The following is a 26,302-nucleotide window of genomic DNA, read 5'->3' as shown; positions in this document are numbered from 1 at the left end:
GTTCACTCTGAGCCAGGATCAAACTCTTCACTTAAAATTACAGGCCCGAAGGCCAATACTTTGATATGCAGAGTTCAAACCAAGCTACGTATCGCTTGCAAAGCAATTGATTTGTTGCTCTTGATTCGAACGTCTGCAAGATGGACATACTTCCACCTGCAGGCGTCCTCACAAGTTACCTGCGCACACTGTCAAAGAACTTCGGGGCCGGCCTCAGCGCCTTTCCCTTTTCGCCCCGACGTTTCCGTCCGAGTGAGCCGCCCATTATAGCGGGCTTTTTGTTTCCGTCAACACCTCATTTCGAGGTGGTTGACGCTGGTTCGTCTTCAAACCCGAAGGCTTTTCGTCGAACCGAGCCGCCCATCATAGCGGCTTTTTTCTTGCCGTCAACACCTTGTTGATCAAGGCCTTGACGCCGCTTCTTCGTCCAAACCCGTAGGCTTTTCCTCGAAGCGAGCCGGCCATATTAGCCGACTTTTTCACGCTGTCAACACCCGATGTTCGCTAGGTGTTTCCGGCCCCGCCTGCCTCTGTCGTGCCGAAGCTCGGCAGTTGCGTAGCGGGCCGCGCAGTTTAATGGCAGGGGAAAAAAGGTCAACCGTTTTTTTGCGGCTGCCGTGCAGCGCCGCGTCCCTGCCGCGCTCCTCTCTCTATTAGTGCGGACTTGGCACGGCCGACCGCCGGCATTTGGCCGAGAATGCAGCCTGCGCTCCACCACAGGGTTCCGCATGACCGCTGCTGCACGCTCGCTCTGGCGCGACGCTTCGCTGCCCGCGCTGATCGCCGGCTTCGTCACCGTCCTGGTCGGCTTCACCAGTTCGGCGGCGATCGTGTTCGAGGCCGCGCGCAGCGTCGGCGCGTCGCAGGCACAGATCGCCTCGTGGATGTGGGCGTTGGGGCTGGGCATGGGCCTGACCTGCATCGGGCTGTCGCTGCGCTACCGGATGCCGGTGGTCACGGCTTGGTCCACGCCCGGTGCCGCGCTGCTGATCGGCAGCGGCGGCGGACTGCCGTTGTCCGATGCGATCGGTGCCTTCGTGGTGGTGGCGGTGTTGTCCACGCTCGCCGGCTTCTCCGGGCTGTTCGAACGCCTGCTGCGGCGCATTCCGCTGTCGCTGGCTTCGGCGATGCTGGCCGGCGTGCTGCTGCGCTTCGGCCTCGACGTATTCGTGGCGATGCAGCACCAGCTCGGCATGGCGCTGGCGATGTTCGCCACCTACCTGCTCGGACGCCGCGCCTTCCCGCGCTATGCGGTGATCGCCACGCTGCTGGTCGGCATCGCGGTGGCCGCGGGCAACGGTGCGCTGCATCTGGAGGCGGCGCAGCTGCGCCTGGCACAGCCGGTGCTGGTGTGGCCGACGCTGTCGTGGCAGGCGCTGTTCGGGATCGCACTGCCGCTGTTCGTGGTGACGATGACCTCGCAGAACCTGCCGGGCGTGGCTGCGATCCGCGCGTCCGGCTATGCGGTGCCGATCTCGCCCACCATCGGCTGGATCGGCGTGGTCAACACGGTGCTGGCGCCGTTCGGCGCCTACGGGCTGAACCTGGCGGCGATCACCGCCGCGATCTGCATGGGCCGCGAGGCGCAGGAGGATCCGCAGCGCCGCTACATGGCCGCGGTGTTCGCCGGGGTGTTCTATCTATTGATCGGCGTGTTCGGCGCCACCGTGGCCGCGCTGTTCGCTGCCTTCCCGAAGGAACTGGTGATGGCGATCGCCGGCATCGCCTTGTTCGGCACCATTGGCAACAGCCTGGCGTCGGCCTTGCGCGAGGAACACGAGCGCGAACCGGCGCTGATCGCGTTCCTGGTGACCGCCTCGGGACTGTCGCTGTTCGGCATCGGCGCGGCGTTGTGGGGCCTGCTGGCCGGGGCGGCGACACTGGCGCTGTGGCGGCGCAGCCGCTGAGGCTGCGCTGCCGGACCGGACTCAGCGCGGGTCGCGCAACTGCAGCAGCCAGTGGCTGGGCACGCCGGAGGGATCGGGCAGCGGTTCGAAGTCGAACTGACGGTGCACCGCGATGGCGCCGTCCACCCGCAGCGGCAGGGTGACGTAGGCCGCACGTCCCTGCCGCAGCAAGGTATCGATGCGCTGGGTCTCCGCCAGTACCGCGTCGCTGGCGTACAGCCGCTCCAGATCGCAGCCGATCAGCTCGGCGACCTCGCGCTCGAACAGCGCGGCGAAGGCCTCGTTGACGAAGGCCAGGCGGCTGCGCCGCGGGCCCTCGCCGCGCTCGACGATCGCCACCGGTTCGCGCAGCCGCGACAGCGACGTCTCCAGCAGCGCGAAATCCTGCTGGAAGCGCTTGCGTTCCATCAGCTCGATCAGCACCCGCAGGCTGCGTGCCGATTCCAGGCTGATCGGCGACCAGGGCTGCGCGCGCCCGCGCACGGTCTCCTGCCACAGGTCGAAGCTCTTGCGCGGCGACAGCCGCGAGCCGGCGATGTCCTGCAGCTTGGCCAACTGCGGATTGCCCGCCCAGTTGACCGTGCGTACCTGTTCGCGACGGGTCCACAGCAAGGCGCTGCGCGCCTGCGGCATCAGCGGCACGAAGATGAAGCCGGCCGCCAGCGGGGCCAGATCGGCCAGCGCCGGGAAGGTTTCGCCGATCTGGTCCGAGTGCAGGGCGCCGACCGCGTCGTGGCGCAGCGCTTCGTGATGGGTGGACTCGATCTGCTCGCGGATCCGCGCCAGATCCTCGGTCGCCGGCAGCATGCCGTGGCGGGTGACGTGATCGCCGTGGAACACCGCCACGCCGTCGGCATCGACCACGTCGAGCAGGTCCGAGGCCATCTCGTCGAGCATCGGCGCGGTCAGCATCTCGGCGTCGTTGAAGTTGGTGATCAGCTTCTCGCGCACGGTCAGCAGCACCGACTCGGTGCGCGCGCGCGCCACCGCGGTGATCGCGCCGATGCGCCCGGCCAGCGCCCGGCTCAATGCGTCGGCGACATCGCGCATTTCGTGGTTGCAGAAGTACGGGCGGTAGTGGTGGCAGGCGATCAGCCCCCACAGCGCGTCGTTGACCACGATCGAAGCCACCAGGGTGGCGGTGACGCCCATGTTGGCCAGGTATTCCAGGTGCACCGGCGAGACGCTGCGCAGGCTGACGTCGCTCAGGTCCACCGGCGCGCGCAGGCGCGGATGCAGGGTGGGCTGGATCGGCGACGGCACGTAGCCGACGTTGGCGATCTGCCGCACGCGGTTGCGCAGGTACAGCGCGCGGGCCTGCGCGGGAATGTCGCTGGCCGGATAGTGCAGGCCGAGATACGGCTCCAGTTCCTTCGCGCGCGCCTCGGCGACCACATCGCCGTTCCAGTCGTCGTCGAAGCGGTAGATCATCACCCGGTCGTAGCCGATCAGGCTGCGCAGGCTCTTGGCGGCGCGGTGGCAGGCATCCTCGATGCTGTGTTCTGTCTCCAGCCGGCGCAGCACCGGCAGCGCTTCGCGCAAGGTGGCGTCGGCCAGCGGCGCGTCGCGCGGCTCCAGTTCCAGCAGCCACTGCTCCGGATACAGATGCCAGGCGCCGACCCAACGCTGCGTCGAGGCCGCGGCGGTGACCTTGAGTCCGATTTCGACATAGGCCAGGTCGCTGCGCTCTGCTCCATCCGACAGCCGCCGCATGCGCGGATCCTCCAGCACGAGCAGGGCGTCGTAGCGCTGTCCGAGCAGTTCGTCCAGCGGCCGGCCGAACAGGTCGGCGGCACTGGCGCTGGCCTGGACGATGCAACCGTCCTGCGGCTCGATCACCAGCAGGACACCGTGCGGCTGTACCGAGCCGGGGATATGGATCGGCTCGCGCGCGCATGCGTCCATGTCCAGGGGCACGACGATGTCGCTCATGCGGCGATCTCCAGGGCGAAATGGGTATGGAAGTGCGCGAACATGGCACGGGCGCCGTCGACCGCGGCCTGGCGCAGCGGCGCACTCGGCAAGGCCCGCTCCAGGCGCTGCTGGAAATGCCGCCAGGCGGCCGGATCGGCATGGCCGAGTTCGAAATAGGACAGCGCCGGCGCGGCCGCGGGGAGGGTCTGGCGCAGTTGCCGGGCGATCACCCGCCCGCCCAGGCGCGAGCCCTCGACGACATAGAGCATGCCCCAGCGGGTACCGGCCTCGGCTGCCGCCGGCAGCGGTTGCGGCGCCGGCGGGGATGCCTGCAGCGCGTGCAGATCCTGCGCCAGCAACGGCGTGCGTGGCTGGTACTGCCACTGCGCATCGCCGCAGTCACGCAGCCAGGCCGCTTCGCGCTGCTCCCAGCCGGCCAGCACCGCGTGATGGCGACGCAGCACCTGCACGTAGTCGGCCAGCGACAGCGCCGGGTCCATCAGCGTGCGCATCGCCGGCAGGTCTTCCACGGCCTGATGCTGGTGCGCAGTGGACTCGCGCAGCAGGCGCGCAGCGGTCAACGGCAGGGCGGTTCCGTCGGGAGGAGACATCATGCAGGCGACTGGTACAGCAGCCGGCCGGCCGCGACGAAAGAGAGGGCACAGCGTAACAATCGCGACCGCGCGGTGCCAGGCGAGGCCGCATGGTCCATGCCGTCGGTGCCCGCGCAAACTGAGTCGTTCATTCCGTTCGCGCTGTCCGTGCCGCCCTCAGCGACCGGGAACCGCGGCGGCCGGCACGCGCGCGCGCCGCCAGGCCACGATCCAGCCGCCGCCCAGCAACAGCGCCGCCAGCAGCCAGGGCGCACCGGGAAAGTGCAGCAGCGCGCGCGGGCCGATGAAGGCGGCGAACACCCACGCGTAGAGCAGCGGCCCGATCACCCCGGCCAGGCTGACCAGGCTCATCAGCGCGCCCTGGACGCGGCCTTGCGCGTCGGCGCCGACGTGGCGGGTGACGATCGCCTGCGCCGCCGGCCCGGCCACCGCCCACAGCGCGCTGATCGGCACCCCGAGCAGGAACAGCGCGCCGCTGCCGGCCACGCTGTAGATGGCGAAGCCGATCACGCCGCAGCCCAGGCCGAACAGCAGCGCCCCACGCTCGCCGAAGCGGCGCACCACCCGCGCCACCAGCACGGCGTTGACCACGATGCTGCACACCCCGACCAGGGCCAGCACCCAGCTGACCTGCTTCGGCCCCCAGCCGAAGCGGTAGTCGGCGAACAGCACGAAGATGCTCGGGTAGACGTAGTGCGCCAGGTTGGCCAGGAAGATCACCGCGGCCAGCGCGAACACCTGCGGATAGCGGCGCAGCAGGCGCAGCGCGCCGAACGGATTGGCGTGCGCCCAGTCCACCCGCGCGGTGCGCCGCTCCGGCGCCAGTGATTCGGGCAGCACCCACAGGCCGTAGAGGAAGTTGAGCAGGGCCAACCCGGCGGCGAACCAGAACGGCGCGCGCAGGTGCAGGCTGCCGAGCCAGCCGCCGAGCAGCGGACCGACCACGAAGCCCACGCCGAACGCGGCGCCGATGATGCCGTAGGCCTGGGCGCGCTTGTCGGCCGGGGTGATGTCGGCGATGTAGGCGTTGGCCGAGCTGAAGCTGGCCGAGAACACGCCGGAGACCATGCGCGCCAGCAGCAGCACCGGCAGGCTCTGCGCCAATGCCATCACCATGAAGTCCACACCCAGCCCCAGGCAGGAGGCCAGGATCACCGGGCGCCGGCCGTAGCGGTCGGACAAGGCGCCTTGCAGCGGCGAGCTGACGAACTGCAGTGCGGCGAACAGGAAGCCGAACCAGCCGACCCACCTGGCGGCGGCGGCGAAGTCGCCACCGGTGAAGCCGCGCACCAGCGAAGGCAGCACCGGAATGATGACGCCGAAGGACAGCACGTCGATCAGCAGGGTGACGAAGATGAAGGCGACCGCGGCGCGGCGCGCGCGGACGGCGGGAGTCGGAGCGTGCACGGCAGGCCTCCTGGCGGACGCGGCAGTGTAATCGGCGCACCTGGTCAGCGGCGCACCGGCGGGTGTCGGAGGTGCGGGAGTGGACCGGGTGTGGTGTCTGCCACACCGTGGTGGCTTGGCGGTTGTCGCGAGAGCAGTTTCAACTGCGGCCGGTGGGGATCATCGCGTCGGGACTGAAGTCCCTCCCACAGAAGCTCGGGGCTGGCTGATTGCGAGTCGGGACTCAAGCCATTTATGCACCACCGGTGCGGCTCGGTCGCTTGTCGTAGGAGCGCTTTCGACCGCGGCCTGAAGGGTCAAGGCGTCGGGACTGAAGTCCCTCCCACAAAAAAGCGTCTGGGCTGGCTGATTGCATCGGGACTGCACTTCACCCTGCACCAAGCGACTCCCCTCTCCCGCCGGGAGAGGGGTTGGGGGTGAGGGTCCGGCCCCAGCGACAGGGGTGAGTACGGCCGCGGCGACATCGGCCACCGCGCACCAGCCAGTGGCGCTGTCAGCAGCGGGCCGTGGCAGTCGTCCATCCACCGAGCCGCAGCAGGCGCCGCCGCCGCCATCCGCCAGGGATCACAACGCCGCGACGGAGATGGTCTGCTGCAGCACGTGCTGGGCACCGGGCGCCAGTTCGATCACCTCGGGCCCGGCATTGGCCGCTTCCAGGCACACGAACTGGCGCCAATGCGGGCCGACGTCGGCCATCTTCTGCGCGCCGGCCTCGCCCGGGTTCCACGCCACCAACGTGCGGCTGCCGGTGGTGGCGATCTCGATGCGGCGCTGCAGGCCCGGGTCCAGCAGGGTGTAGCGGCCGCCGGCCTCGGTGTAGATGCGGTCGCTGCGGCCGGGATCGCGCGGATCCTGCAGGCTCCAGTCGCCGTGCTGGCGATGCGGCGTGGCGTAGTTCTCGAACTTGTCCAGGTAGTCCAGGCCGTCCAGGCCCTGCACGCGCACCTGGGTGGCGTCGGCGACACGGAAATAGTTGTGCAGCGCCTGGGTGAAGCGGGCCGGTGCGGTACCGACGTTGTCGGTGACCAGGCGCTGCTCCAGGGTGGCGCCGATGCGCAGTTGCATGCGCAGGCGCAGCGGCAGGTCGTCGAAGTCGGGCGGCGCCAGAGTCAGGACCAGGCTGCCGTCGGCCTCGCGCCGCGCGTCCTGCAATTGCCAGGGCACGGTGCGCACGAAGCCGTGCGCGGGCACGGCGTCGCTCTGGCCCTGGCGACCGAAGTACGGCCAGCACACCGGGGTGCCGCCGCGGATCGGGGTCGGCGTGGGCTGCGCGCTCGGCGACAGCCACAGCGCGTCGGTGCCGCCCTTGGGCACGAACGACAGCACCTGGCCGCCGAACAGGCTGATCGCGGCGGTGGACTGCGGGGTCTCCACCAGCAGCGAGGGGTAGCCGTGGAAGTCGCCTGTGCTCAGGCCGGGGACGTCGGACATGGGGTGGATGCTCCGTGGCGCGGGGGATTGGGCGAAGGCCGGGTAGGCGGCCGGCAGCCGGAACGCGGTGGGCGGCGTGCCGCCGAACGGCGTGGTTACGGGCGGGGGCGTGGGTGCCGGCGTCGATGCGGGTGCGGGTGCGGGCGAAGAGGCCGGTGCAGGCGGCTGCGACTGCGGCGGCGTGGCCGGTGTCGGCGCGGGTGTCGCGGGCGCGCCGCCGGCCTCGCGGCGCAGCGCGTCGAGGATGCGTTGCCCGGCGCGGCCGTCGGCCGGCTGCAGGCCCAGGCGCTGCTGCTCGGCCTGGATCGCGCGACGGGTGGCGGTGCCGATGGCGCCGTCGGCCTGGCCGATGGCGTGACCGCGCGCCAGCAGCAGGGTCTGCAGTTCGCGCCGCTCGGGGCGGCCCAGGCCGGGGTCGTCGGTCGGCCAGGCGGCGACCAGCCCGGGCTTGCCGCGCAGCCGGTCGGACAACAGCGCGATCGCCAGCGCGTAGCTTTCGGCGGCGTTGTAGGCGTAGATCGCGTCGTAGTTGCGGAACACCAGGAACGCCGGGCCATGCACTCCGGCCGGGATCAGCACCGCCGCCGGCGTCTGCGCGGCCAGCGCCGGCAGTGCGCTGCCATCGGCGGCGGTGAGGCCGCGCGCGCGCCAGTCCGACAGCGGCCGGCGCTGGGTGCGTCCGGCCAACGCCGGGTCGAAGCCCGCCGGCAGCTTCACTTCCAGCCCCCACGGCTGGCCACTCTGCCAGCCGGCCAGCTTGAGATAGTTGGCGGTGGACGCCAGCGCATCGGGGATGCTGGCGACCAGATCACGGCGGCCGTCGCCATCGCCGTCCACGGCGACGCGGGCATAGGTGCTGGGCATGAACTGGGTGTGGCCGAAGGCGCCGGCCCAGGACCCGGTCAGGCCCTCGGGCCGCAGGTCACCGGACTGCAGCAGCTTCAGCAGCGCGAACAGTTCGCTGCGGAAGAACGGCTGGCGGCGGCCTTCGCAGGACAGGGTCAGCAGCGACACCAGCAGCGGACGCTTGCCGGAGATGCGGCCGTAGTCGCTCTCCACGCCCCACACCGCGACCACCGTCTCCGGGTCCACGCCATATTTCTGCGCCACCTGCGCGAGCAGGTCGCGGTGCGTGGTCAGCATGGCGCGGCCGTCGTCGATGCGCTGGCTGTCGACCAGGCCGGCCAGGTAGTCCCAGATCGGCGTGGTGAACTCGGGCTGGGCGTCGAGCAGCGGCAGCACGCTCGGGTCCGGCTGCAGGCCGGCGGTGAAGCGGTCGAAGGACGCCTCGGCGACGCCCGCCTTCGCCGCAGCCGTACGCAGGCCGGCCGCGCAGGTGGCGAAGGCCGGATCGGGCGTGGACGGCGCCGCCGCGGGCGGGGTCTGCGCGAGCGCGCAGGGCGCGGCCAGCAGCAGGATCCAGGCGAAACGCATCATCGAAACTTCCTCGCCGACGGCAGGGCCGACATCATAAACAACCGCCGCGTGTGCACCCCGCTCACGCGACGCGGGCGGCTGGCGGCGCGCGACCGGCAACGTGTTCCGAGCGTGGCGTGGTTGGCAGATCGCGCAACGCGAAGCCACGGCCAGGACACGCACGGCGTTCGGCATCTGCGACACGTGCTTCCAAGCGCAAGCAGGGCCGACGCCTGCTTCAGCCACCAACGGCAGTGTGCGGGTGCGCACTGCCAGCGCTACATGTGCGGATTCAGTCCAGCGCGTCGAGGTAGTACCAGCGCCCGTCCTCGCGCACGAAACGGCTGTGCTCGGTCATGCGCACGGCGCTGCCGCCGCCGATGCGATAGCGCGCCAGGAAGGCGACCTCAGCGCTGTCCGCGCCGGTCTGCAGCACGCGCTGCACGGTGAGGCCGAGCCAGACCGTGCGCGGGTCGATCTCCACCTGCGGCGGGCAGGTCGACGGATGCCAGCTCGCGCGCAGGTAATCGGCATCGCGGCGCACGTAGGCGCTGTAGCGCGAGCGCATCAGGCTTTCGGCATCGGGCGCGGCGGCGCCGGCATGGTACGGCCCGCAGCACTGCGCATAGTCGCGCGGACGGCCGCAGGGGCAGGGATCGGCAAGGCGCGGGGCGGACGGGGGCATGTGCCGATTGTGCCGGCTGCGGCGACCCAGCGCACGCCGCGCACGCGCCGCGGCCGGTGGCGGCTATGCTTGCGGCCCCTTGCGCGGAGCGCCGGCGTGCTCGAGTCGATCCCCACCGAACTGCCCTGGCTGCTGTGCATCGCCTTCGTCGCCGGGCTGGTGGACGCGGCGGTGGGCGGCGGCGGCTTGATCCAGTTGCCCGGGTTGTTCGCGACCTTGCCGCAACAGGCGCCGGCGGTGGTGTTGGGCACCAACAAGTTCAGTTCCATGGCCGGCACCGGCGTCTCCGCCTGGCGCTATGCGCGCCATGTGCGCCTGCCGTGGCGGCCGGTGCTGTACGCGACCGCCGCCGCGTTCGTGTTCGCTTTCCTCGGCGCCACCGCGGTGAGCCTGCTGCCGAAACAGGCGGTGCGGCCGCTGATCCTGGTGCTGCTGATCGCGATGCTGGGCTACACGCTGGTCAAGAAGGACTTCGGCGCGCTGCACCGCCCGCGCCATGTCGGCCGCCGCGAACTGGCGATCGCGCTGGCGATCGGCGCGGCGATCGGCTTCTACGACGGCTTCTTCGGCCCGGGCACCGGCAGCTTCCTGATCTTCCTGTTCATCCGCTTCTTCGGCCTGGATTTCCTGCGCGCTTCGGCCGCGTCGAAGGTGGTCAACCTGGCCACCAACCTGGCGGCGCTGTGCTTCTTCGTGCCCAGCGGCAAGATCCTGCTGGCCGCGGCGGTGCCGATGGCCGTGGCCAACGTGGCCGGTGCGGTGACCGGCACGCGGCTGGCGCTGCGTGGCGGCACGCCGCTGATCCGGCAGTTGTTCCTGGTGCTGGTAGTGGTGCTGATCGGCAAGATGGGCTGGGATTTGCTGCACTGAGTGCCGCGCGCGGCGCTGTACGATCGCCGCGTCCCTGCCCTGCCGCCGTGCCGGCGAGCGCACGCCCGATGGGCACGCGCGGCGCCAGCGCCGCTCAGCCGCCGCGGCGTTTGGCGCTCGCGGGGGGCACCTTGGGCGCCGCCTTGGCCGGCTTCGCAGGTGTGCTGCCTGTGACGGCTTTCGCGGTCTTCGCCGACGCCGACCGCGTGGCCGGCCGGGTGGCCGTGGACGCAGGTGCCACGGCCGCGGCGGCCTTACGTGATGCCTTCGGGGCCTTGGCCGCAGGTGTCGCGGCAGCGGTGCGGGCGCGTTTGCCGGGCATCGCTGGCGGCGCCTTGCGCGTGGTCGGTGGCTTGGCGGCGCTATCGCGGCCAGCGCGCGCCTTGCCGGACGCGCGCGCCGGCGCGGCGACGTCTGCGACGGGATCCGCGGTTGCGGCAGCAGCCGGCGGCGGCGGCAGATCGGCGCCGGCCTGGTCCACCACCTCGGCCGATTCCACCGCAGGTGTCGTCGCCTCGTTACGGCTGCGCTCGGGCAACTTCAACCGGTGCGCCTGCTCGTCGTATTCGATCAGCAGCACGCCGGAGTTGTGGCGGCCGCTGATCTCGACGAAACAGGCGCCGCCGATGAACGGCTCCAGCGTCATCACCGATTTCAGCGGCGTGGCCACCACCATCTGGAAGCCGAAGTTCTCGAAGATGTTCATCGCCAGCGCGGTGAACTCGTTGTCGGCCTTGTCGAAGGCCTCGTCCAGCACCACCGCGGCGTAGCGCGGCAGTTCGCCGTCCTCGCCGCCGAGCTGGTAGCGCAGCGCCGCGGCCAGGCAGGTGGTGGCCAGCTTCTGGCGCTGGCCGCCGGACTTGCCGGCGCCGCTGCGGTAGATCTCCACCTGCGTGCGGCTGTCGGCATCCAGTTCCACGCCGACGAACTCCACGTGCTGGCGCACGTCCAGCACCTGTTCGCGCCAGCGCCGCAGCTCCGGCTCCTGCGCGCCGAGCCGCTGCACCAGGCCGCGCAACATGGCGAACTGCGCCTCGGCCAGCGCGCGGTCCTCCGTCTGCTGATGGCCGAGCACCGCGCGCAACTGCTGCTGGAACTCCTGCACCTCGAGCAGGCGCCGGTCGCTGACCTCGATGGTCAACAGGGTGCCGCGGTTGAACGGCACCTGCTCCAGGCTGGCGTTGACCTCGTCCATGCGCTGCTTGATCGCCTTGTGCGCTTCGGCGGTGTAGCGCTGCAGGGCCAGCAGGTTGTTCTTGCTCTGGGTCTGCAGCAGGTCGAAGAAGCGGCCTTCGTGGCGCGGCAGGCCGTCGCTCTCCAGCCGCTGCAGGCGCGCCAGGAAATCGTCGGCGCTGGCCAGGCTGACGGTGAAGTCGCCACTGTCCTCCGGCCACTGCTGGCAGTAGCGGCGGAAGCAGTCCAACACCTGCTGGCTCAGCCGCGCGTCCTGCGCCTGGCTCTGCGCCAGCTGTTCGCCGAGGCCGCGCTCGACGCTGCGCAGATGCGCTTCCAGGTTGTCCAGGCTCAACGGCGGCAGCGCCGCCAGCCGCGCGTCCAGCCCCGCCACCTGCGCCGGGCCGATCACCGCGGTGGCCACGCGCGCCGCGCAGGTCTCGCGCTGCGCTTCCAGGCGCGCGCGCTCGCGGCTCACCTGCGCGCGCTCCAGGCGCACGTCCTCGTAGGTGCGGCGGGCCTGGTCGCGGCGCGCGCGGACGGTGGCGATCTGCTCGCCCAGCGCGCGCAGCGCGGTGTCGCCCTCGCGCAGCTGCAGCAGTTGCTCGGCGATGTCGCTCAGGCGCTGCAGCTTGGGCGCGACGTCGATTTCGTCCCACTCGCGCTCGGCCAGGGTGTGCGCGGCCAGTTGCCGTCCCTGGTCCTGCTCGCGCTGCTTGCGCAGGGCGGCGACGTCGGCATCGCAGGCGGCGATGCGCTGCGCCAGGGTCTGGCCCTCGCGCTCGAAGACCTTGAGCTTGTCGCGGTTGTCGTAGCCGAGCAGCCAGCGCTTGCGGTCGCCGACGGCGTGGCGGTCGTCCTTCTCGTAACGGTCGCCCGGATGCTTGACCTGGCCTTCGCGGGTGATCGCGCGCTCGGCGTCGCGCAGTTGCGCCACGGTGTCCACGCAGGCGTAGTCGAAGCGCCGCGCCAGTTCCTGGCGCAGCCACGGCGCGTAGGCGTGATCGCGCAACTCCAGCTTGCGCAGCAGCGACTTGGCATCGGGCTCGCGGTGCTGCAGCGGCGCGTTGTGGCGTACCCGGAAATACACCAGGCGGGTGCCGAGCTGGGTCTTGTTGACCCAGTCGGCGACGCTGGCGTAGTGGCGTTCGTCGACCAGCAGCGACTGCGCGAAGCCGTGCAGCACGCGCTCGATCGCGCCGCGCCAGGCGGCCTGGTCGGCCTCCACCTGCACCAGTTCGCCGACGAACGGCAGGGCCGCTTCGGACAGGCCGGTCTCCGCGCACAGCCGCGCGCGCAGCGCCTGCATCGGCGCGGGAATGCTCGAGGGCGCCTTCAGCAGCGCCTCGATCTCGGCGCGGATGACCGCGAAGCGGCGTTCGTCCTCGCGGCGCTCGGCCATGCGCTCGGCGATCGCCTCGTCCAGGCTGCTGGCCTCGCCGGCGACGCCGTCGCGCAGCGCGCGGGCCTGCGCCACCTGCTCGGCGAAGCCGCTGGCGCTGCCGGCCAGGCCCATGCCGAGTTGGCGGCAGGCCTGTTCGACCTGACTGCGGCGGCGCATGCGCTCGTCACGCTCGCGTTCGACACGGCCGTGCTCGCGCTCCAGCGCCTCGACCTGCTCGCCGCCCTGCGCGCGTTGCTGCGTCTCCAGCTCGGCCAGGGTCTGCTCGTGGTTGTCCAGTGCTTCGCGGCGCTGCCCTTCCTCGCCGGCCAGGCCGCGGTCCTGGGTGTCCAGTTCCTGCAGGCGCGCGTCCAGCAGCGCCAGGCGGCGCTGCTCGCGGTAGCCGTCGATGCCCAGCTGCAGCTCGCGCAGCTCGCCAACGCCGCGCCGCAGCGCCAGCAGTTCGGCGTGGTAGTCGCGCGCCGGGGTCAGGGTCTCCACCTGGCGCCGCGCGGTGACCACCGCGTGGTGCGCGCCGTCGAGTTCGGCGAAGTCCTCGACCAGGCGGTCGGCCGCCTCGAAGGTGCGCGGCTCGTCGAGCATGAAGCTGCGCAGGAAGGCGTTGAGATCGCCCAGGTTCTTCGCCGACTGGGTCTTGTGCAGCAACCGCAGCGCCATCTCGTTGCCGATGCCGAGCAGGTGGCGGAAGCGCTCGGCGTAGCCGGCGAAGCTGTCGAAATGGTGCACGTCCTCGCCCAGGCGCAGCTTGAGTCGGCGCAGGTCCAGGTCGAAGCCGTCCAGTTCGGCGGCCACGTCGAAGCCGCGCGGCACCACCATGTAGTGCTTGCGCACGTCGGCCGCGGCGGTGCCGCTGCCGGCGATCCAGAACAGCCGCACCAGGCTCACCGCCTGGCCGTGCGCGTTGCGGTACTCCAGCGCCAGCGCCGACCAGGTCGCGCCCTTGCGCAGGTACTGGGTGGCGATCTCGCCGGAGGCGCTGTCCTGCTGGTCGGCCCAGGCGCCGCGCACGTAGGAGACCAGGCTGCGGTCGCGTCCGCTGCGTTCGGCCTCGCGCGCGGCGGCGTTGAAGTCGACGATGCTCGGTGGCGTCAGCAGGGCCGACATCGCATCGAGCAGGGTCGACTTGCCCGAACCGGAGCGGCCGACGAACAGGAAACCCTTCTCGGCGATCGGCACGTCGGTGAGGCCGTTGAAGGTGCCCCAGTTGTGCACCTGCAGGCGGCGCATGCGGTACTGCTGCGCGCGTTGCTCGGCCAGGGTCTCGGCGAACAGGGACGGAGCGACGGGGACGGTGGACGATTCGGACAGGGACGTCATCGGGAACTCATCGGAAAACGGGGACGGCCGCCATGGCGGCCAGCGCACGGCGCCGGGGCGACGCTAGGCGCGGGCGACGCGCGGGCGCAGGCCTGTCATGGCGCCGTCTCGGCCGCGCCGTCGCGCAGGCCGCGGTAGGCCGCCGCCAGCGCCTGCACGTCCTCGGCCGAGAACAGCAGCTTCAGCGCGGGCGAGACTTCGTAGCGGTCCTCGCTGCCGCGCAGCTTGGACAGCAGGTGGTTGTCGCGCATCTTGGCGATCGCCGCCAGCACCCGCCGGGCGAAGCCGGCGCGGTCGGTGGACACGTTCTTCTCGTACACCGTCAGCACTTCCAGCAGTTGCGCCTCGTCGACCACCGCGCGCTCGCCGCGGGTGTCGGCCTCGGCCAGTTGCTGGCGCAGGAACAGCAACAGCACCGACTCGATAAAGGTCAGCGGCGCGGTGCGCAGCAGCGCCGGGGTCTCCAGCTCGCCGGTGTCGGCCTGGCGCGCGAATGCCACGCCGCCGTCGCGGTCCAGCACCAACTCCAGGAACAGCTCGCTCAGCACGCGGCGGATCGCCACCTCATGGCGCAGCAACGCCTGCCATAGCGGGCCGTGCCGGTAGGCATCGACGCTGGGGCCGGACAGCAACTGGCACAGCGCGCGGCGTGCTTCCAGCGGCAGGCTGCCGCTGTCGCCGGCGAACAGCGTAGTGCCGGCCTCGGCGGCGGTGGCGGCGGCCGTCGCAACATCGCCGGCATCGGCCTGGTGGCCGTGGAATTCGTCAGACCAGTTCATTGCGTTTTTCCTTGGTGAACCACACCAGCGGGATGCGCGCGCGCCGCACCTGGCCGTCGCCGCCCTCCCATTGCACCGCTTCCCATTCGCCATCGACGACCACGCCGTGACGGGTGCCCAGCGCCAGGTAGCCGATCACGCTGCCCAGGCCCTGCGCCGCCGGGCGCTGCCGCAGCGCCTCGCCGATGCTCAGCTGCGGCTGCCGGCCGAGCAGGTCGTGCAGGTCGTTGCGCAGGCCGCGCAGATCGATCTCCGACTGCGCCACCAGGTCGCCGACGCTGTCCAGCGAGATCGTCGCCGCCTCGGCCGCCTGCACCCGCCCGTCCACCTGTTGGCTGCGCGGGTCGTGCAGGCGCCACTGCGACAGCGAGCGCAGCCGCGCGCTGCTCAGCGGCAGCACGTAGCCGGTGGCGGCGGTGGCGTGCAGGTGGTCGCGCAGCTGCAGTGCCTCGCCCTGCGCCTGCTTCAGCAACTGGTTGAGCCGGCGCTGTTCGAGGTAGCCGCGGCTCTGTACGAACCCGCGCAGGCTGCGCGCGAAATGCTGCATCACCTCGTGCACCTGGCCGCCGCGTTCGAGCAGGGTGCCGGTGAGCCCGCGCAGGAAGGCGCGTTCGTGGCGATCCAGGCGGCGGGCGAAGCCGCGCGCCAGCAGCGCCTCCAGCGCCGCGTCCAGCTGCACGCTCTGCTCGGCGTCGTTGAGCAGGCTCCAGAACGCCTGGAAACTGCGCCCGGCCTCGCTCTCGCCGATCACGTCGATGCCGGCGAACAGCTTCTCCAGCACGTCGCCGCGCGCGCCCTCGTCGTCGATGATGCGCTCGCGGAACTCGCGGTTGAGCCGTTCGAAATCGTCGCGGACGCGGCGGAAATCCTCGGTCAGGTCGTCGGACAGGCGGATGATGTCGCGGGTGCGTTCCAGCGCGCGCTTGCCGTCCAGCGCGGCCAGCTTGCCGGCGGCCACGCGCTCGATCTCCGCGTCCAGGCGCTCGCGCTCGGCGCGCAGCGCCGCCAGGCGCGCGTCCGGATCGGTCTCGGTCTGCCCGGCCAGTTGCACCAGTTGCTGGATCACCAGCGACAGCCGGCTCTCGGTGGCCACGCTGGCGCTGTCGCGCACGCCAGCGATGAAGCGGATCGCCTGCGCCGCCTGCCGCGACAGTTCATATTCTTCCTGCGCATCGCCCTCGGGCAGGCGCCGCTCCAGCCAGCCCTGCGCCAGCCAGTGCGCCACGTAGGCCTGCGCGGTGCGCGGCAGTTCGCGCGACAGCTCGTCGTCCTTCAGCACATCGAGCTGGCGCTGCAGGCGCTCGTGCAGCACGTCGGCCGGCAGCCGCCGCTGGGCGTCGCCGAGCAGGGTCTGCAGCAGGCCGATCAGCTCCGGGGCATGGTCGGCGGCGAGCAGCTTCCACAACGGCTGTTCGCGCAACTGGCGATAGCCGGCGATCCGGACATGCGGCTTCATGCAGGAACCGACCGCCACCGCATCCGCAGACTCAGCGCACGCGCTCGATGAAGCGCAGGAACTCGGCGCGGGTACGCGCGTCCTCGCGGAAGGTGCCGAGCATCTTCGAGGTGACCATGCTGACGCCGCGCTTGTGGATGCCGCGGGTGGTCATGCACTCGTGCGCGCCTTCCACCACCACGCCCACGCCCAGCGGCTGCAGCACGTCCTGGATGCACTGGGCGATCTGAGCGGTCATCTTCTCCTGCACCTGGAAGCGCCGCGCATAGGCCTCGACCACGCGCGCCAGCTTGCTGATGCCCACCACCTTGCCGCGCGGCAGGTAGCCGACGTGGACCTTGCCGATGATCGGCGCCATGTGGTGTTCGCAGTGGCTTTCGTACTCGATGTCGCGCAACACGATCAGTTCGTCGTAGCCGGCCACTTCCTCGAAGGTGCGCAGCAGGTACTCGCGCGGGTCGGCGCGGTAGCCGCTGAACCAGTCGCCATAGGCTTCGGCCACGCGCCGCGGGGTGTCCAGCAAGCCCTCGCGGGTGGGGTCTTCGCCGGCCCAGCGCAACAAGGTGCGCACTGCGTCTTCGGCCTGCGCCTGGGTCACCGGGGGAGTGGAGCTATTGTCGGAATCGGCCATGGGGGAACGCCCGTGAGGGGGCTGCATGGTACCCGAGTCGCCCGGCAGCCGCCGCATGGCGGCCCCCGCGTGGCGGGGCGACCCGGCCGCGACCGGGTGCGCCGTTCAGCGTCCATCTGCTCAGCGCCCGGGCGGCGCGCGCACCGCCCGGGCAGACGCCGCGCCGGTCAGCGCGAACGCGTCCGCATCTCGCCCTCGTGGTCGAGCCAGTTGGACCCCTTGTTGGTCAGGAAGAACATGTACACCACCAGCGACACCGCGATCACCGCCGTGGCGTACCAGACGAAGCTGGTGACATGGCCGGTCTTCAGCGAGGCCTGGTACAGCAGCGGCGCGGTGCCGCCGAAGGCCGAATTGGCCAGCGCATAGCCCAGGCCCACGCCCAGCGCGCGGATGTGGGTGGGGAACAGCTCGGCCTTCACCACCGCGTTGATCGAGGTGTAGCCGGTGAGGATGACGAAGCCGGCGGTGAGGATCGCGAACGCGCTCAACCAGTCGCTCTGCTTGGGCAGTTCCAGCACCAGGAACCAGGTATAGAGCACGCCGCCGATGCCGAAGAACACCAGCAGGGTCTTGCGCCCGATGATGTCCGACAGCCAACCGCCCACCGGCTGCATCAGCATCAGCACGATCAGCGCGACCAGGTTGATGATGGTGCCGGCCATCAGGTCGTCGCCGGCGAAGGCGGTCTGGATCATCTTCGGCCCGGTCACCGAATAGGTGTAGAACGCCACGGTGCCACCGGCGGTGATCAGGAAGCACAGCAGCAGCGGGCGCCACTGGTGCACGAACAGCTCGCGCAGCGAGCCGGAGGCGTTGGCGCCGCCGCGCTTGGCCGCGGCGATGGACTCGGCCGTCAGCGACTCGTCCATCGTGCGGCGCAGCCAGAACACCACCAGCGCGCCGATACCGCCCAGGCCGAAGGCCACGCGCCAGCCCCATTCGGAGACCTGGCCCTTGTCGAAGAAATGCAGCATTCCCAGCAGCACCGCCTGCGCCAGCACGTGGCCACCGACCAGGGTGACGTAGTGGAACGAGGACAGAAAGCCGCGCCGCCCGGGAATCGCCGCCTCGGACATGTAGGTGGCGCTGGTGCCGTATTCGCCGCCGGTGGCGAAACCCTGCAGCAGCCGCGCCAGCAGCAGCAGCACCGCCGCGCCGCCGCCGATGCTGGCCACGGTGGGCGTCACCGCGATCAGGAACGAACAGGCGGCCATCACCGACACCGACACCGTCAGCGCCAGGCGGCGACCGTAGCGGTCGGCGAAGCGGCCGAAGTACCAGGCGCCGATCGGCCGCATCAGGAAGGTCACCGCGAAGATCGCCCACACGTACAACGTGGCGTTCTTGTCCTCCTTGGAGAAGAACTGCGACTCGAAGTAGGTGGCGAACACCGAATAGACATAGACGTCGTACCACTCCACCAGATTGCCGGCCGAGCCCTTGAGCGTGTTGGACACCGAGCGGCGCAGGCTGCCCGGTGCGGCGGCGGCGGACGAAGAGGTGGATGCACTCATGCGGCGGGCCTCGTGGATGGACGTCACGGAGTATAGGCACACACGTGCGAGGATCCTGTCGCGGCAGCGCGTGTGCCAGGCGCGCGCCTCATTGTGCCTGCGGCGCAGCGAATGCCTTGCCGTACCTGCCCGAGCGATCGGAGCAGCAGACCTGGCGCTTGCCCGCGGCAAGCATGTCGCAAGTGCTGGAGATGCGCTTGACCTGTGTCTGCGCCTGCTTGCCGCGACGATCCAGAACACCGCGCCACGGCGGTCGATATGTTCCAGGCGGCGCGAGCCGGGCCGTGCCGGTCACCGCCGCGCCGCGCACGGCCTGACGTGGCCGGCGGCCATCGCCACGTAGACAGGCACCCCATCACGTTCCCCGCACTGCGCCGCCGGCGCCCAGGCCACATCCCTTCAGTTCGACCGGGTAACGCCGCTATCCATGCGCCGGCCCGGGGACCAGCGCCCTGCGCGCGTCACGCGGGCGCAGGCAACCTGCCTGCCCGTCCGCCGTCACCTACCGTCATCCCTCTTCCTTCCCCCATTCCCCCGATCCCATGCACGCCCTTTCGAATCTGCGCATCGGCCAGCGCCTCGCGCTCGGCTTCCTCACCCTCATCGTGCTGATGGTCCTGCTCACCGTGGTCGGCATCCAGCGCGTGCACAGCATCGACCGGCGGCTCACCGCGATCAACGAGGTCAACAGCGTCAAGCAGCGCTACGCGATCAACTTCCGCGGCAGCGTCCACGACCGCGCCATCGCCTTGCGCGACGTGGTGCTGCTGGACGATGCCGCCAGCCGGCAGGCGACCGAGCAGACCATCGACAAGCTGGCCGGCGACTACGCGCGCGCCGCGCAGCCGCTCGACGCCCTTCTGGCCGCCTCTACCGACGCCCAGGAGAAAGCCATCCTGCAGCGCATCCAGGGCATCGAACAGCGCACCATGCCGCTGATCGCGCAGGTCCGGCGGCTGCGCGATGCCGGCGACACCGTGCAGGCGCAGGCGCTGCTGCTGCAGCAGGCGCGCCCGGCCTTCGTCGACTGGCTGGCCAGCATCAACGCCTTCATCGACCTGCAGGAAGCCAAGAACCGCCAGGCCGCCAAGGAGGCGATGGCCACCGCGCGCGGCTTCGCCCTGCTGATGATCGGCTGCACCGTGCTGGCGCTGCTGCTGGGCTCGCTGATCGCCCTGTTGCTCACCCGCCGCGTGGTGCGCCCGCTGCGGCAGGCGCTGGGCCTGGCCGAGCGCATCGGCGCCGGCGACCTGAGCAGCCCGGACACCGCCACCACCCACGACGAGGCCGGGCAGTTGCTGCGCGCCATGCAGCAGATGCAGCGGCGCCTGCACGCGGTGATTTCCGCACAGCGCGAGATGGCCGCGCGCCACGACGCCGGCGCCATCAGCTACCGCATGGATGCGCAGCGCTTCCCCGGCGAGTACGGGCGCATGGTCGCCGACACCAATGCCCTGGTCGATGCGCACGTGCAGACCCAGTTGCGCATCACCGAGGTGATGGGCCGCTACGCCATCGGCGACCTCAGCCAGGACATCGCCCACTATCCCGGCGAGAAAGCCGCGATCACCGCGGCGATGCAGCAGGTCAAGCAGAACCTGCACGCCATCAACGTGCAGATCCAGACCCTGGCCGAGGCCGCCTGCGCCGGCAATTTCGCCCACCGCGGCCAGCCGGAGAAGTTCGAGCACGCCTTCCGCACCATGGTCGAGAACCTCGACACCATGATGGCCACCGCCGACGCCAACCTGGCCAAGTTCTCCGCGCTGCTGCGCTGCATCGCCGACGGCGACCTCACCGTGCGCATGAGCGGCAACTTCCACGGCGTGTTCGCCGCCATGCGCGACGACGCCAACAGCACCGTGCACCGCCTGACCGACATCGTCGCGCACATCCAGCGCACCACCAACAGCATCGGCTTCGCCGCCGAGGACATCGCCAGCGGCAACCAGGAGCTGGCCAAGCGCAGCGAGCAGCAGGCCGCCAGCCTGGAAGAGACCGCCGCCTCGATGGAGGAACTGACCTCCACCGTGAAGCAGAACGCCGAGCACGCCCAGCGCGCCAACCAACTGGCACTGGGCGCGGCCGGCGTGGCCAGCGAAGGCCGCGACGTGGTGGGCCAGGTGGTGGAGACCATGGATGGCATCCAGGCCGCCTCCAAGCGCATCGCCGACATCATCGCGGTGATCGACGGCATCGCCTTCCAGACCAACATCCTCGCCCTCAACGCCGCAGTGGAAGCCGCGCGCGCCGGCGAGCAGGGCAAGGGGTTCGCGGTGGTGGCCGCGGAGGTCGGCACGCTCGCGCATCGTTCGGCCGGCGCCGCCAAGGAGATCAAGACCCTGATCGACGACTCGGTGCAGCGCGTCGCCCACGGCGCCACGCTGGTGCACCAGGCCGGCGCCACCATGGACCAGGTGGTGGCCAGCGTGCAGCACGTCACCGACCTCATGGGGCAGATCTCCGCCGCCTCGCACGAGCAGGCCAACGGCATCGCGCAGGTCAACCAGACCATCGCGCGCATGGACGAGACCACCCAGCAGAACGTGGCGCTGGTGGAAGAAGCCAGCACCGCGGCGCGCTCGCTGGAAGAGCAGTCGGCGCAGCTCACCCAGGCGGTGGAAGTGTTCAAGGTCGGCGCCTACGTCTGACCTGCGGGGGCCGCGCCGCCGCGTTTCCCACGCCGGTTCACGGCGCGGGCGACCCGCGGCGGCCGCGGGCCGGCAGCGACCCAGCGCGTGAACGGCAGGTGTCGGCCGATGCCGGCCGTCGCATCGGCTGCCATGGCCGTTGCCGGCGCAGGCGGTACGATGGCGGTCTCCCACGTTCGCCCCCTCCCCGGAACCGCATGAAGGCTGGCCTCCCCGACGGCGCCGCGACGGCATGAGCCGCGCGTCGCACCGCGCGCCCGTCGCCGCCGAGACCCGCAGCGAGCGCTGGCAGCGCTGGATCGCCTGGGTGCTCAGCGCGCTGCTGCACGTGCTGATGGCGCTCGCCCTGCTATATGCGGCCAAACCCACCATGTCCACGCCGCAGGGCGCGGCCGGCGGCAGCCGGATCCGCGTGGACTTCCTCGGCGAAAGCGACAAACCGGCGAAGCCGCTGCCACCGAAGCCGACCCCGCCACCGGCCTCCGCCACGCCCAAGCGTCGCCACGCCACCACCACCGTGCAATCCACCCTGGTCGCGCAGTCCGACGACCCGGTGCCGCCGCCCGATCGCGCCGACACGCCGAAAGCGGCCGACACCCCGCGGACCGCCCCGGCGCCGCAGCCGCGCCCGGCACCGCCGGCGCCCACCCCGCCCGCGGACGCCCCGGCTCCGAGTCCGGCGCAGACCGCCGACAGCAATCCGCCGCCGCCGACCGAGCGCCGCCCGGAAACCTGGACCGGGCGCCCGCCCGGCGCGCTCGACACCGACACCGCGCCGGACAACAGCGGCCTGGCCGCCGGCCCCGGCAGCCGCGGCAACCGCCACGACATGGACGCGGCCCAGCCCAGCCTGGAGGTCGGCGGCTACCTGGTCTATTACGACCTGGGCAGCGAGAGCCAACTGCGCGCCTGGCAGCAACAGGGCATGAAGGAGCTTTTCATCCTGCTGCCGGGCACCGAGTACCGCATGGTCTGCCCGCTGGAGATCGCCCTGACCCGTGGCTCCGGCAAGTGCCGCGCACTGCCGCCGGACTCGCCGGAACTCAAGGGCATCGGCGACGCCCGCCAGGTCATCACCATGCTGCAGGTCTACCACCAGGGCGAACTGGTCTGGCGTGGGCCGGGGCCGTATCGCTGAGCTGGTGTGCGCGGGCGATCGGTGCGTCCACCTGACTGCAGTCGGGACTGAAGTCCCTCCCACAAGGGTGGCCAGCCTTCAGCGCGGCCGTCAGCATTTGCCGGAGACACAGGCGTTGTCCCTGTAGGAGCGGCTTCAGCCGCGACGGGCGAAGCCATCGGTCGATCCAAACTCACTGCAGTCGGGACTGAAGTCCCTCCCACAAGGGATTGCCGGCCTTCAGCGCGGCCGTCAGCATTCGCCGGAGACACAGGCGTTGCCCCTGTAGGAGCGGCTTCAGCCGCGACGAGCGAAGCCAGTGGGCTATCCGATCCCACTGCAGTCGGGACTGAAGTCCCTCCTACAACGGATTGCCGGCCTTCGGCGAGGCCGCCAGCGCTTGCGCAAGACATCAGGCGATGCGGCGACTATAGGAATGGGGTTAACCGCGGCTTAGGCGATGCGAGACGAAGGCGGGGCGGGGGGTCCGCATCCGCAACAGTCACCGCCCACACCCTCACGCCCGCTTTGCATTCGCCGCCGGCACCGTTGCTAGAGTCGGCCCGCGCCGCCGCGGCCGCCGGTCCCCCGCCTTGCAGGGACCGCCAGGCCCGGCGTCTTTCCTCCATTGAAGGAGTCTCGACATGCCCTGGAAATTCCCTCTCGCAACGCTCGCCCTCGCCGCCGTCGCCCTGCCCGCGCTGGCCCAGTCCGACCGGCAGGTGGCCGAGGACATGCTGACCCGCTCGGCCAACGTCTGCCCCGGCCACAGCACCGACCGCACCTCACCGACGGTGAAGGCCGTGCCGGTGGGCGCACTGCGGGTGATGCTCGACCGCGGCCTGGTGATGTGCCCCGACCGGCGCCTGGACGCCGCCGCGCCGGCCGTGTTCTACGGCAGGCTCGGCGTATTCGCCTGGAACCCCGAGGTCGCCGCCGGCTCCAGCGTGATCGTCAAGCAGATCGATGCGATGACCCGCAAGGACGAATACCCGTCCGAAACCCTGGTATGGGACGCCAAGGGCACGCCGCTGAAGCAGCAAACGGTGCCCGCGTTCGAACCCAAGCCCGGTGCCACCGTGCTGTACCAGGTGCGCTGACCCTGTTCCGCTGGCCCCGTGCAGGGCCAGCAACATCGACCGTAGCCGGCGCGACCCCGCAGGGTCCGCCGGCTTTTTTTGCGCCACATGTTGCTCGTCGCGACCGCACGGCAACGAACAAGACCCGCCGTGTCGTGCACGACATCGACCATGTCCTGCTTCTGTCCTGTCACCAACCAATTCGCCTCGGCATCGGACAGCGATCGACAAAGCACAGGCGATTATCTCGTGTCGCGACCCGATTATCTTAAAATCAAGATTATTAACTTCTGAAAAGTCTGCTTCAGAAACGTAGACAAATGATCGCAACGTGCGTTCAGCCGGCCGAAACAGTCGAATTCGGCTGGATTCCTGCGAAACCATGCGGATGTTTCATCCTTTCCTCGTCGCCACTGTGGCGTAGCGCACGTCGCCGCATCGATGCATCGCTGGGTTTTCCAGCGCGATGTGTCGCGTAATGCCGTCGCGTGCGACGCGAATCAATACCGCAGATAAATATTATCTCCGCGTGTCGCGAAAATAATGCAGGCGACATAGTAGCGTCTGCGACCTCCCCCACCCCCCGGGCGACCGGGATTCAACACGAGGATGTTTCCATGGCCACACAGCGGAATCGGCTGGCGCTGCGCGCACTTTCCCTCATCGGCGTCGTAGGCGCATTGCTCCCCCTTGCCGTATCGGCGGCGCCGGCGCGCGGCACCGTGCTCAAGAGCAACGTCCTGACCAGCTACACCCGCCAGGCGATCGGCACGCTGCTGGCCAACGCCCAGTCCAGCGACCAGGCCAAGTGCGACGTGCGCGTGGCCGAGTTCACCTACGCCACCATCGGCGTCGATGGCGAACCCACCACCGCCTCGGCGGCGCTGCTGGTGCCGGGCGGCAGCCAGTGCCCCGGCCCGTTCCCGCTGGTGAGCTACAGCCAGGGCACCGAGTCGCAGCGCCGCGCCGAGCAGGCCAAGGAGATCCGCGACGACAAGGGTGACGACACCATGGTCACCCACCTCGCCACCCAGGGCTACGTGGTGGTGAGCAGCGACTACCTCGGCATCGGCCAGTCCACCTATGCGTTCCACCCCTACCTGCACGCCGCGTCCGAGGCCAGTGCCACCATCGACGCCCTGCGCGCCGCGCGCCAGGTGCTGCAGCGGCTCAACACGCCACTGTCGGGCAAGGTGATGCTGACCGGCTTCTCGCAGGGCGGGCATGCCGCCATGGCCACCCAGCGCGAGATCGAAGCGCACCTGTCCAACGAGTTCAACCTGGTCGCCAGCGCGCCGATCTCCGGCCCGTACGCGCTCAGCCAGACCTTCCGCGACAGCTGGAGCGGCCGCAACGCCGTGGGCGAGAACACCTTCGGCATCGTCCTGGCCAGTTACGCCATCGTCGGCATGCAGCACACCTACAAGAACCTCTACCTCGACCCGTCGCAGGTGTTCCAGGATCCGTGGGCCAAGCAGGTGGAGAAGCTGTTCCCCGGCAACCAGAGCCTGACCGACCTGGTGCTCGGCGACACCCTGCCGGGCGTGGACAAGATCCGCCAGTACTTCCAGCCCGGCTTCTACAAGGACTTCGCCAGCAACGCCAACGATCCGTTCCTGCGCGACCTGGAGCGCAACGACCTGCTCGACTGGGCGCCGCGCACCCCGACCCTGCTGTGCGGTTCGGACAACGACGCCACCGTGCCGCTGAAGAACGCCACCACCGCCATCGCCGCGTTCAAGGCCCGCGGCAGCAACCAGGCGACTGTACTCGACCTGGGCACCGGCAAGCCCAGCGACAACAGCGCGGTGGAGCACCTGCTGACCGAAGACGCCTGCGCCATCGCCGTGCGCCAGCAACTGTTCGACAAGCTTCGCTGAGGTCGCGGCGGACGACAACGCAGGCGCATTCCCTCCCCCGGCGCCTGCGATCGTCCGTCCCGCTGGCTGCCACGCCTGGGCGCAGGCGTGGCAGCGTTTTATGTGCGGGGCGAGTGCGGCACGCCCCTCATGCCGATGCTGACGACGGCGTTGGCCGCGCGTTGTGCGGAGCTGCGCGACAGCGCGTGCGCGAGCGCTGGCGCACCCGACTCAGGTTAGGAATGACGGCAGATCGGCGTGGCTGCCGGAAGCGGTCATCACAGGCCGGCCCACGTCCCCGGGCACCTGGGCACCTGGGCACCTGGGCATCATCCCGCGCCGAGACCGGCTCCACGCGGCACCATCGACATCAGCTTTCGTCGACCCCGCGCATCGGCAACCGCGCGTCCCACGCCATACACCGACAACGGCACCACCCAACTGGCCCACAGCAGCAGCGCGATCAAGCCCGGCGACGGCGTCAGGCCCAGGCCGATCGCCGACGGCAACGCCAAGCGGAACGCCACCGGCGCCAGCGTCGCCAGATAGGCCCGCACCATCCAGCGCTGGTGCTGCAGCACCTGCCCACGCCAGATGGCCACCAACCCGACCGACCCGGTGACCAGCCACGCCAGCGCCGTGGCCGCGAATGCCACCCGGATCGAAGGCGGCGCCGGCGAGGTCGCGATCAGCCCCACCACTCCGATCATCGCCACCACCATCCCCGCGAAGTACACCCGCCCCACCCAACGATGCAGCCGCGGCCAACGCCGCCACCGCTGCGTCGCGAACTGCAGCGCCCCCAGCAACAGGCCGACCGCCCCGCCACCGAGATGGCACCACAGCCACCCGCGGCGGGTCATGAACATCGCATAGGCCGGCGACTGCAGCGACGCGTACTTCAGATACACCGAGTGCACGAACTCCGCGGCGAACAGGGCCAGGGCGAGCCAGAGCAGCCACCAGGCCAGGCGCACGATTGGTGTGGTGCGTGGTGCCACAATGTGGCGGCGCGTCGGCTCGCTGTTCATTCCCTGCCTCGTGCTACGTCGGACCCTCGGCAGCGCGACGCTAGCA

The 26,302-nt window shown here is 70.4% G+C and carries 17 protein-coding genes and 1 rRNA gene (1 of these 18 only partly in view); 6 read left to right on the top strand and 12 right to left on the bottom strand.

Features of this window, described 5'->3' with window-relative positions; genetic code table 11:
- Positions 1-34: ribosomal RNA gene (locus QN245_RS00670) — 16S ribosomal RNA — on the bottom strand (it extends 1,511 nt beyond the left edge of the window).
- A gap of 694 nt (positions 35-728) precedes the next feature.
- Here QN245_RS00670 and QN245_RS00665 point away from each other — a divergent pair.
- Positions 729-1,907, top strand: a complete 1,179-nt coding sequence (locus tag QN245_RS00665; protein ID WP_160968487.1) for a benzoate/H(+) symporter BenE family transporter — start codon at positions 729-731, stop codon at positions 1,905-1,907.
- Positions 1,908-1,928: 21 nt separating this feature from the next.
- Here the strand turns inward: QN245_RS00665 and bphP are convergent, their stop codons facing one another.
- From bphP to QN245_RS00640, 5 genes are all read right to left on the bottom strand, one after another.
- On the bottom strand, positions 1,929-3,839 hold the full coding sequence (gene bphP / locus QN245_RS00660; protein WP_317844271.1) for a bacteriophytochrome BphP: 1,911 nt from the start codon (positions 3,837-3,839) through the stop codon (positions 1,929-1,931).
- The gene (locus QN245_RS00655) at positions 3,836-4,435 is read right to left on the bottom strand and encodes a biliverdin-producing heme oxygenase (RefSeq protein ID WP_317844270.1); all 600 of its coding nucleotides are present in this window, start codon (positions 4,433-4,435) and stop codon (positions 3,836-3,838) included. Before QN245_RS00655 ends, bphP begins: the two co-directional genes overlap by 4 nt.
- A 156-nt stretch (positions 4,436-4,591) precedes the next feature.
- Positions 4,592-5,842: a TCR/Tet family MFS transporter gene (locus QN245_RS00650; protein ID WP_317844269.1), complete on the bottom strand. Its 1,251-nt coding sequence runs from the start codon at positions 5,840-5,842 to the stop codon at positions 4,592-4,594.
- 564 nt (positions 5,843-6,406) lie between these two features.
- Positions 6,407-8,707 (bottom strand): lytic murein transglycosylase, encoded by a 2,301-nt coding sequence (locus QN245_RS00645; RefSeq protein ID WP_425612975.1) that lies wholly within the window; start codon positions 8,705-8,707, stop codon positions 6,407-6,409.
- Between the two features lie 274 nt (positions 8,708-8,981).
- Positions 8,982-9,374, bottom strand: a complete 393-nt coding sequence (locus QN245_RS00640) for a YchJ family metal-binding protein (protein ID WP_184450441.1) — start codon at positions 9,372-9,374, stop codon at positions 8,982-8,984.
- A gap of 96 nt (positions 9,375-9,470) precedes the next feature.
- On the opposite strand from QN245_RS00640, the gene QN245_RS00635 reads away from it, so the two are divergent.
- On the top strand, positions 9,471-10,244 hold the full coding sequence (locus QN245_RS00635) for a sulfite exporter TauE/SafE family protein (RefSeq protein ID WP_160968499.1): 774 nt from the start codon (positions 9,471-9,473) through the stop codon (positions 10,242-10,244).
- 94 nt (positions 10,245-10,338) lie between these two features.
- Here QN245_RS00635 and QN245_RS00630 read toward each other — a convergent pair whose 3' ends face one another.
- From QN245_RS00630 to QN245_RS00610, 5 genes are all read right to left on the bottom strand, one after another.
- Positions 10,339-14,136 carry an ATP-binding protein gene (locus QN245_RS00630; protein ID WP_317844267.1) on the bottom strand — a complete coding sequence of 1,266 codons (3,798 nt, stop codon included), beginning with the start codon at positions 14,134-14,136 and terminating at the stop codon, positions 10,339-10,341.
- 95 nt (positions 14,137-14,231) lie between these two features.
- Entirely contained in the window at positions 14,232-14,915 is a 684-nt protein-coding gene (locus QN245_RS00625; protein WP_160968503.1) for a DUF4194 domain-containing protein, read from the bottom strand.
- Positions 14,902-16,371 carry a DUF3375 domain-containing protein gene (locus QN245_RS00620; RefSeq protein WP_317844266.1) on the bottom strand — a complete coding sequence of 490 codons (1,470 nt, stop codon included), beginning with the start codon at positions 16,369-16,371 and terminating at the stop codon, positions 14,902-14,904. The genes QN245_RS00625 and QN245_RS00620 overlap by 14 nt, the downstream gene beginning before the upstream one ends.
- A gap of 31 nt (positions 16,372-16,402) precedes the next feature.
- The gene (gene folE / locus QN245_RS00615) at positions 16,403-17,002 is read right to left on the bottom strand and encodes a GTP cyclohydrolase I FolE (protein ID WP_017909619.1); all 600 of its coding nucleotides are present in this window, start codon (positions 17,000-17,002) and stop codon (positions 16,403-16,405) included.
- Positions 17,003-17,169: 167 nt separating this feature from the next.
- Positions 17,170-18,519: an MFS transporter gene (locus QN245_RS00610; protein WP_317844265.1), complete on the bottom strand. Its 1,350-nt coding sequence runs from the start codon at positions 18,517-18,519 to the stop codon at positions 17,170-17,172.
- Positions 18,520-19,061: 542 nt separating this feature from the next.
- On the opposite strand from QN245_RS00610, the gene QN245_RS00600 reads away from it, so the two are divergent.
- From QN245_RS00600 to QN245_RS00585, 4 genes are all read left to right on the top strand, one after another.
- Entirely contained in the window at positions 19,062-21,170 is a 2,109-nt protein-coding gene (locus QN245_RS00600) for a methyl-accepting chemotaxis protein (protein WP_317844264.1), read from the top strand.
- 232 nt (positions 21,171-21,402) lie between these two features.
- Positions 21,403-22,308, top strand: coding sequence for a type II toxin-antitoxin system RelE/ParE family toxin (locus QN245_RS00595; protein WP_317844263.1), 906 nt, complete (start codon positions 21,403-21,405; stop codon positions 22,306-22,308).
- A gap of 623 nt (positions 22,309-22,931) precedes the next feature.
- The gene (locus QN245_RS00590) at positions 22,932-23,387 is read left to right on the top strand and encodes a hypothetical protein (protein ID WP_160968513.1); all 456 of its coding nucleotides are present in this window, start codon (positions 22,932-22,934) and stop codon (positions 23,385-23,387) included.
- A gap of 596 nt (positions 23,388-23,983) precedes the next feature.
- Positions 23,984-25,246 carry an alpha/beta hydrolase gene (locus tag QN245_RS00585; protein WP_317844262.1) on the top strand — a complete coding sequence of 421 codons (1,263 nt, stop codon included), beginning with the start codon at positions 23,984-23,986 and terminating at the stop codon, positions 25,244-25,246.
- A gap of 308 nt (positions 25,247-25,554) precedes the next feature.
- Here QN245_RS00585 and QN245_RS00580 read toward each other — a convergent pair whose 3' ends face one another.
- Positions 25,555-26,256, bottom strand: coding sequence for a DUF2306 domain-containing protein (locus tag QN245_RS00580; RefSeq protein ID WP_244663599.1), 702 nt, complete (start codon positions 26,254-26,256; stop codon positions 25,555-25,557).
- Positions 26,257-26,302: the final 46 nt, after the last annotated feature.

The sequence above is a fragment of the Xanthomonas rydalmerensis genome (assembly GCF_033170385.1).
Lineage (GTDB): Bacteria > Pseudomonadota > Gammaproteobacteria > Xanthomonadales > Xanthomonadaceae > Xanthomonas_A > Xanthomonas_A rydalmerensis.
Note: the sequence above shows the minus strand (reverse complement) of the source record. Positions and strands in the feature narration are given on the sequence as shown.

Bases quoted from the DNA above. Each gene is read 5' to 3' on its own strand.
- QN245_RS00600 (WP_317844264.1), top strand. From the start codon at position 19,062: ATGCACGCCCTTTCGAATCTGCGCATCGGCCAGCGCCTCGCGCTCGGC.
- bphP (WP_317844271.1), bottom strand. From the start codon at position 3,839: ATGAGCGACATCGTCGTGCCCCTGGACATGGACGCATGCGCGCGCGAG.
- QN245_RS00665 (WP_160968487.1), top strand. From the start codon at position 729: ATGACCGCTGCTGCACGCTCGCTCTGGCGCGACGCTTCGCTGCCCGCG.
- folE (WP_017909619.1), bottom strand. From the start codon at position 17,002: ATGGCCGATTCCGACAATAGCTCCACTCCCCCGGTGACCCAGGCGCAG.
- QN245_RS00595 (WP_317844263.1), top strand. From the start codon at position 21,403: ATGAGCCGCGCGTCGCACCGCGCGCCCGTCGCCGCCGAGACCCGCAGC.
- QN245_RS00645 (WP_425612975.1), bottom strand. From the start codon at position 8,707: ATGCGTTTCGCCTGGATCCTGCTGCTGGCCGCGCCCTGCGCGCTCGCG.
- QN245_RS00640 (WP_184450441.1), bottom strand. From the start codon at position 9,374: ATGCCCCCGTCCGCCCCGCGCCTTGCCGATCCCTGCCCCTGCGGCCGT.
- QN245_RS00620 (WP_317844266.1), bottom strand. From the start codon at position 16,371: ATGAAGCCGCATGTCCGGATCGCCGGCTATCGCCAGTTGCGCGAACAG.
- QN245_RS00630 (WP_317844267.1), bottom strand. From the start codon at position 14,136: ATGACGTCCCTGTCCGAATCGTCCACCGTCCCCGTCGCTCCGTCCCTG.
- QN245_RS00585 (WP_317844262.1), top strand. From the start codon at position 23,984: ATGGCCACACAGCGGAATCGGCTGGCGCTGCGCGCACTTTCCCTCATC.
- QN245_RS00625 (WP_160968503.1), bottom strand. From the start codon at position 14,915: ATGAACTGGTCTGACGAATTCCACGGCCACCAGGCCGATGCCGGCGAT.
- QN245_RS00580 (WP_244663599.1), bottom strand. From the start codon at position 26,256: ATGAACAGCGAGCCGACGCGCCGCCACATTGTGGCACCACGCACCACA.
- QN245_RS00655 (WP_317844270.1), bottom strand. From the start codon at position 4,435: ATGATGTCTCCTCCCGACGGAACCGCCCTGCCGTTGACCGCTGCGCGC.
- QN245_RS00590 (WP_160968513.1), top strand. From the start codon at position 22,932: ATGCCCTGGAAATTCCCTCTCGCAACGCTCGCCCTCGCCGCCGTCGCC.
- QN245_RS00610 (WP_317844265.1), bottom strand. From the start codon at position 18,519: ATGAGTGCATCCACCTCTTCGTCCGCCGCCGCCGCACCGGGCAGCCTG.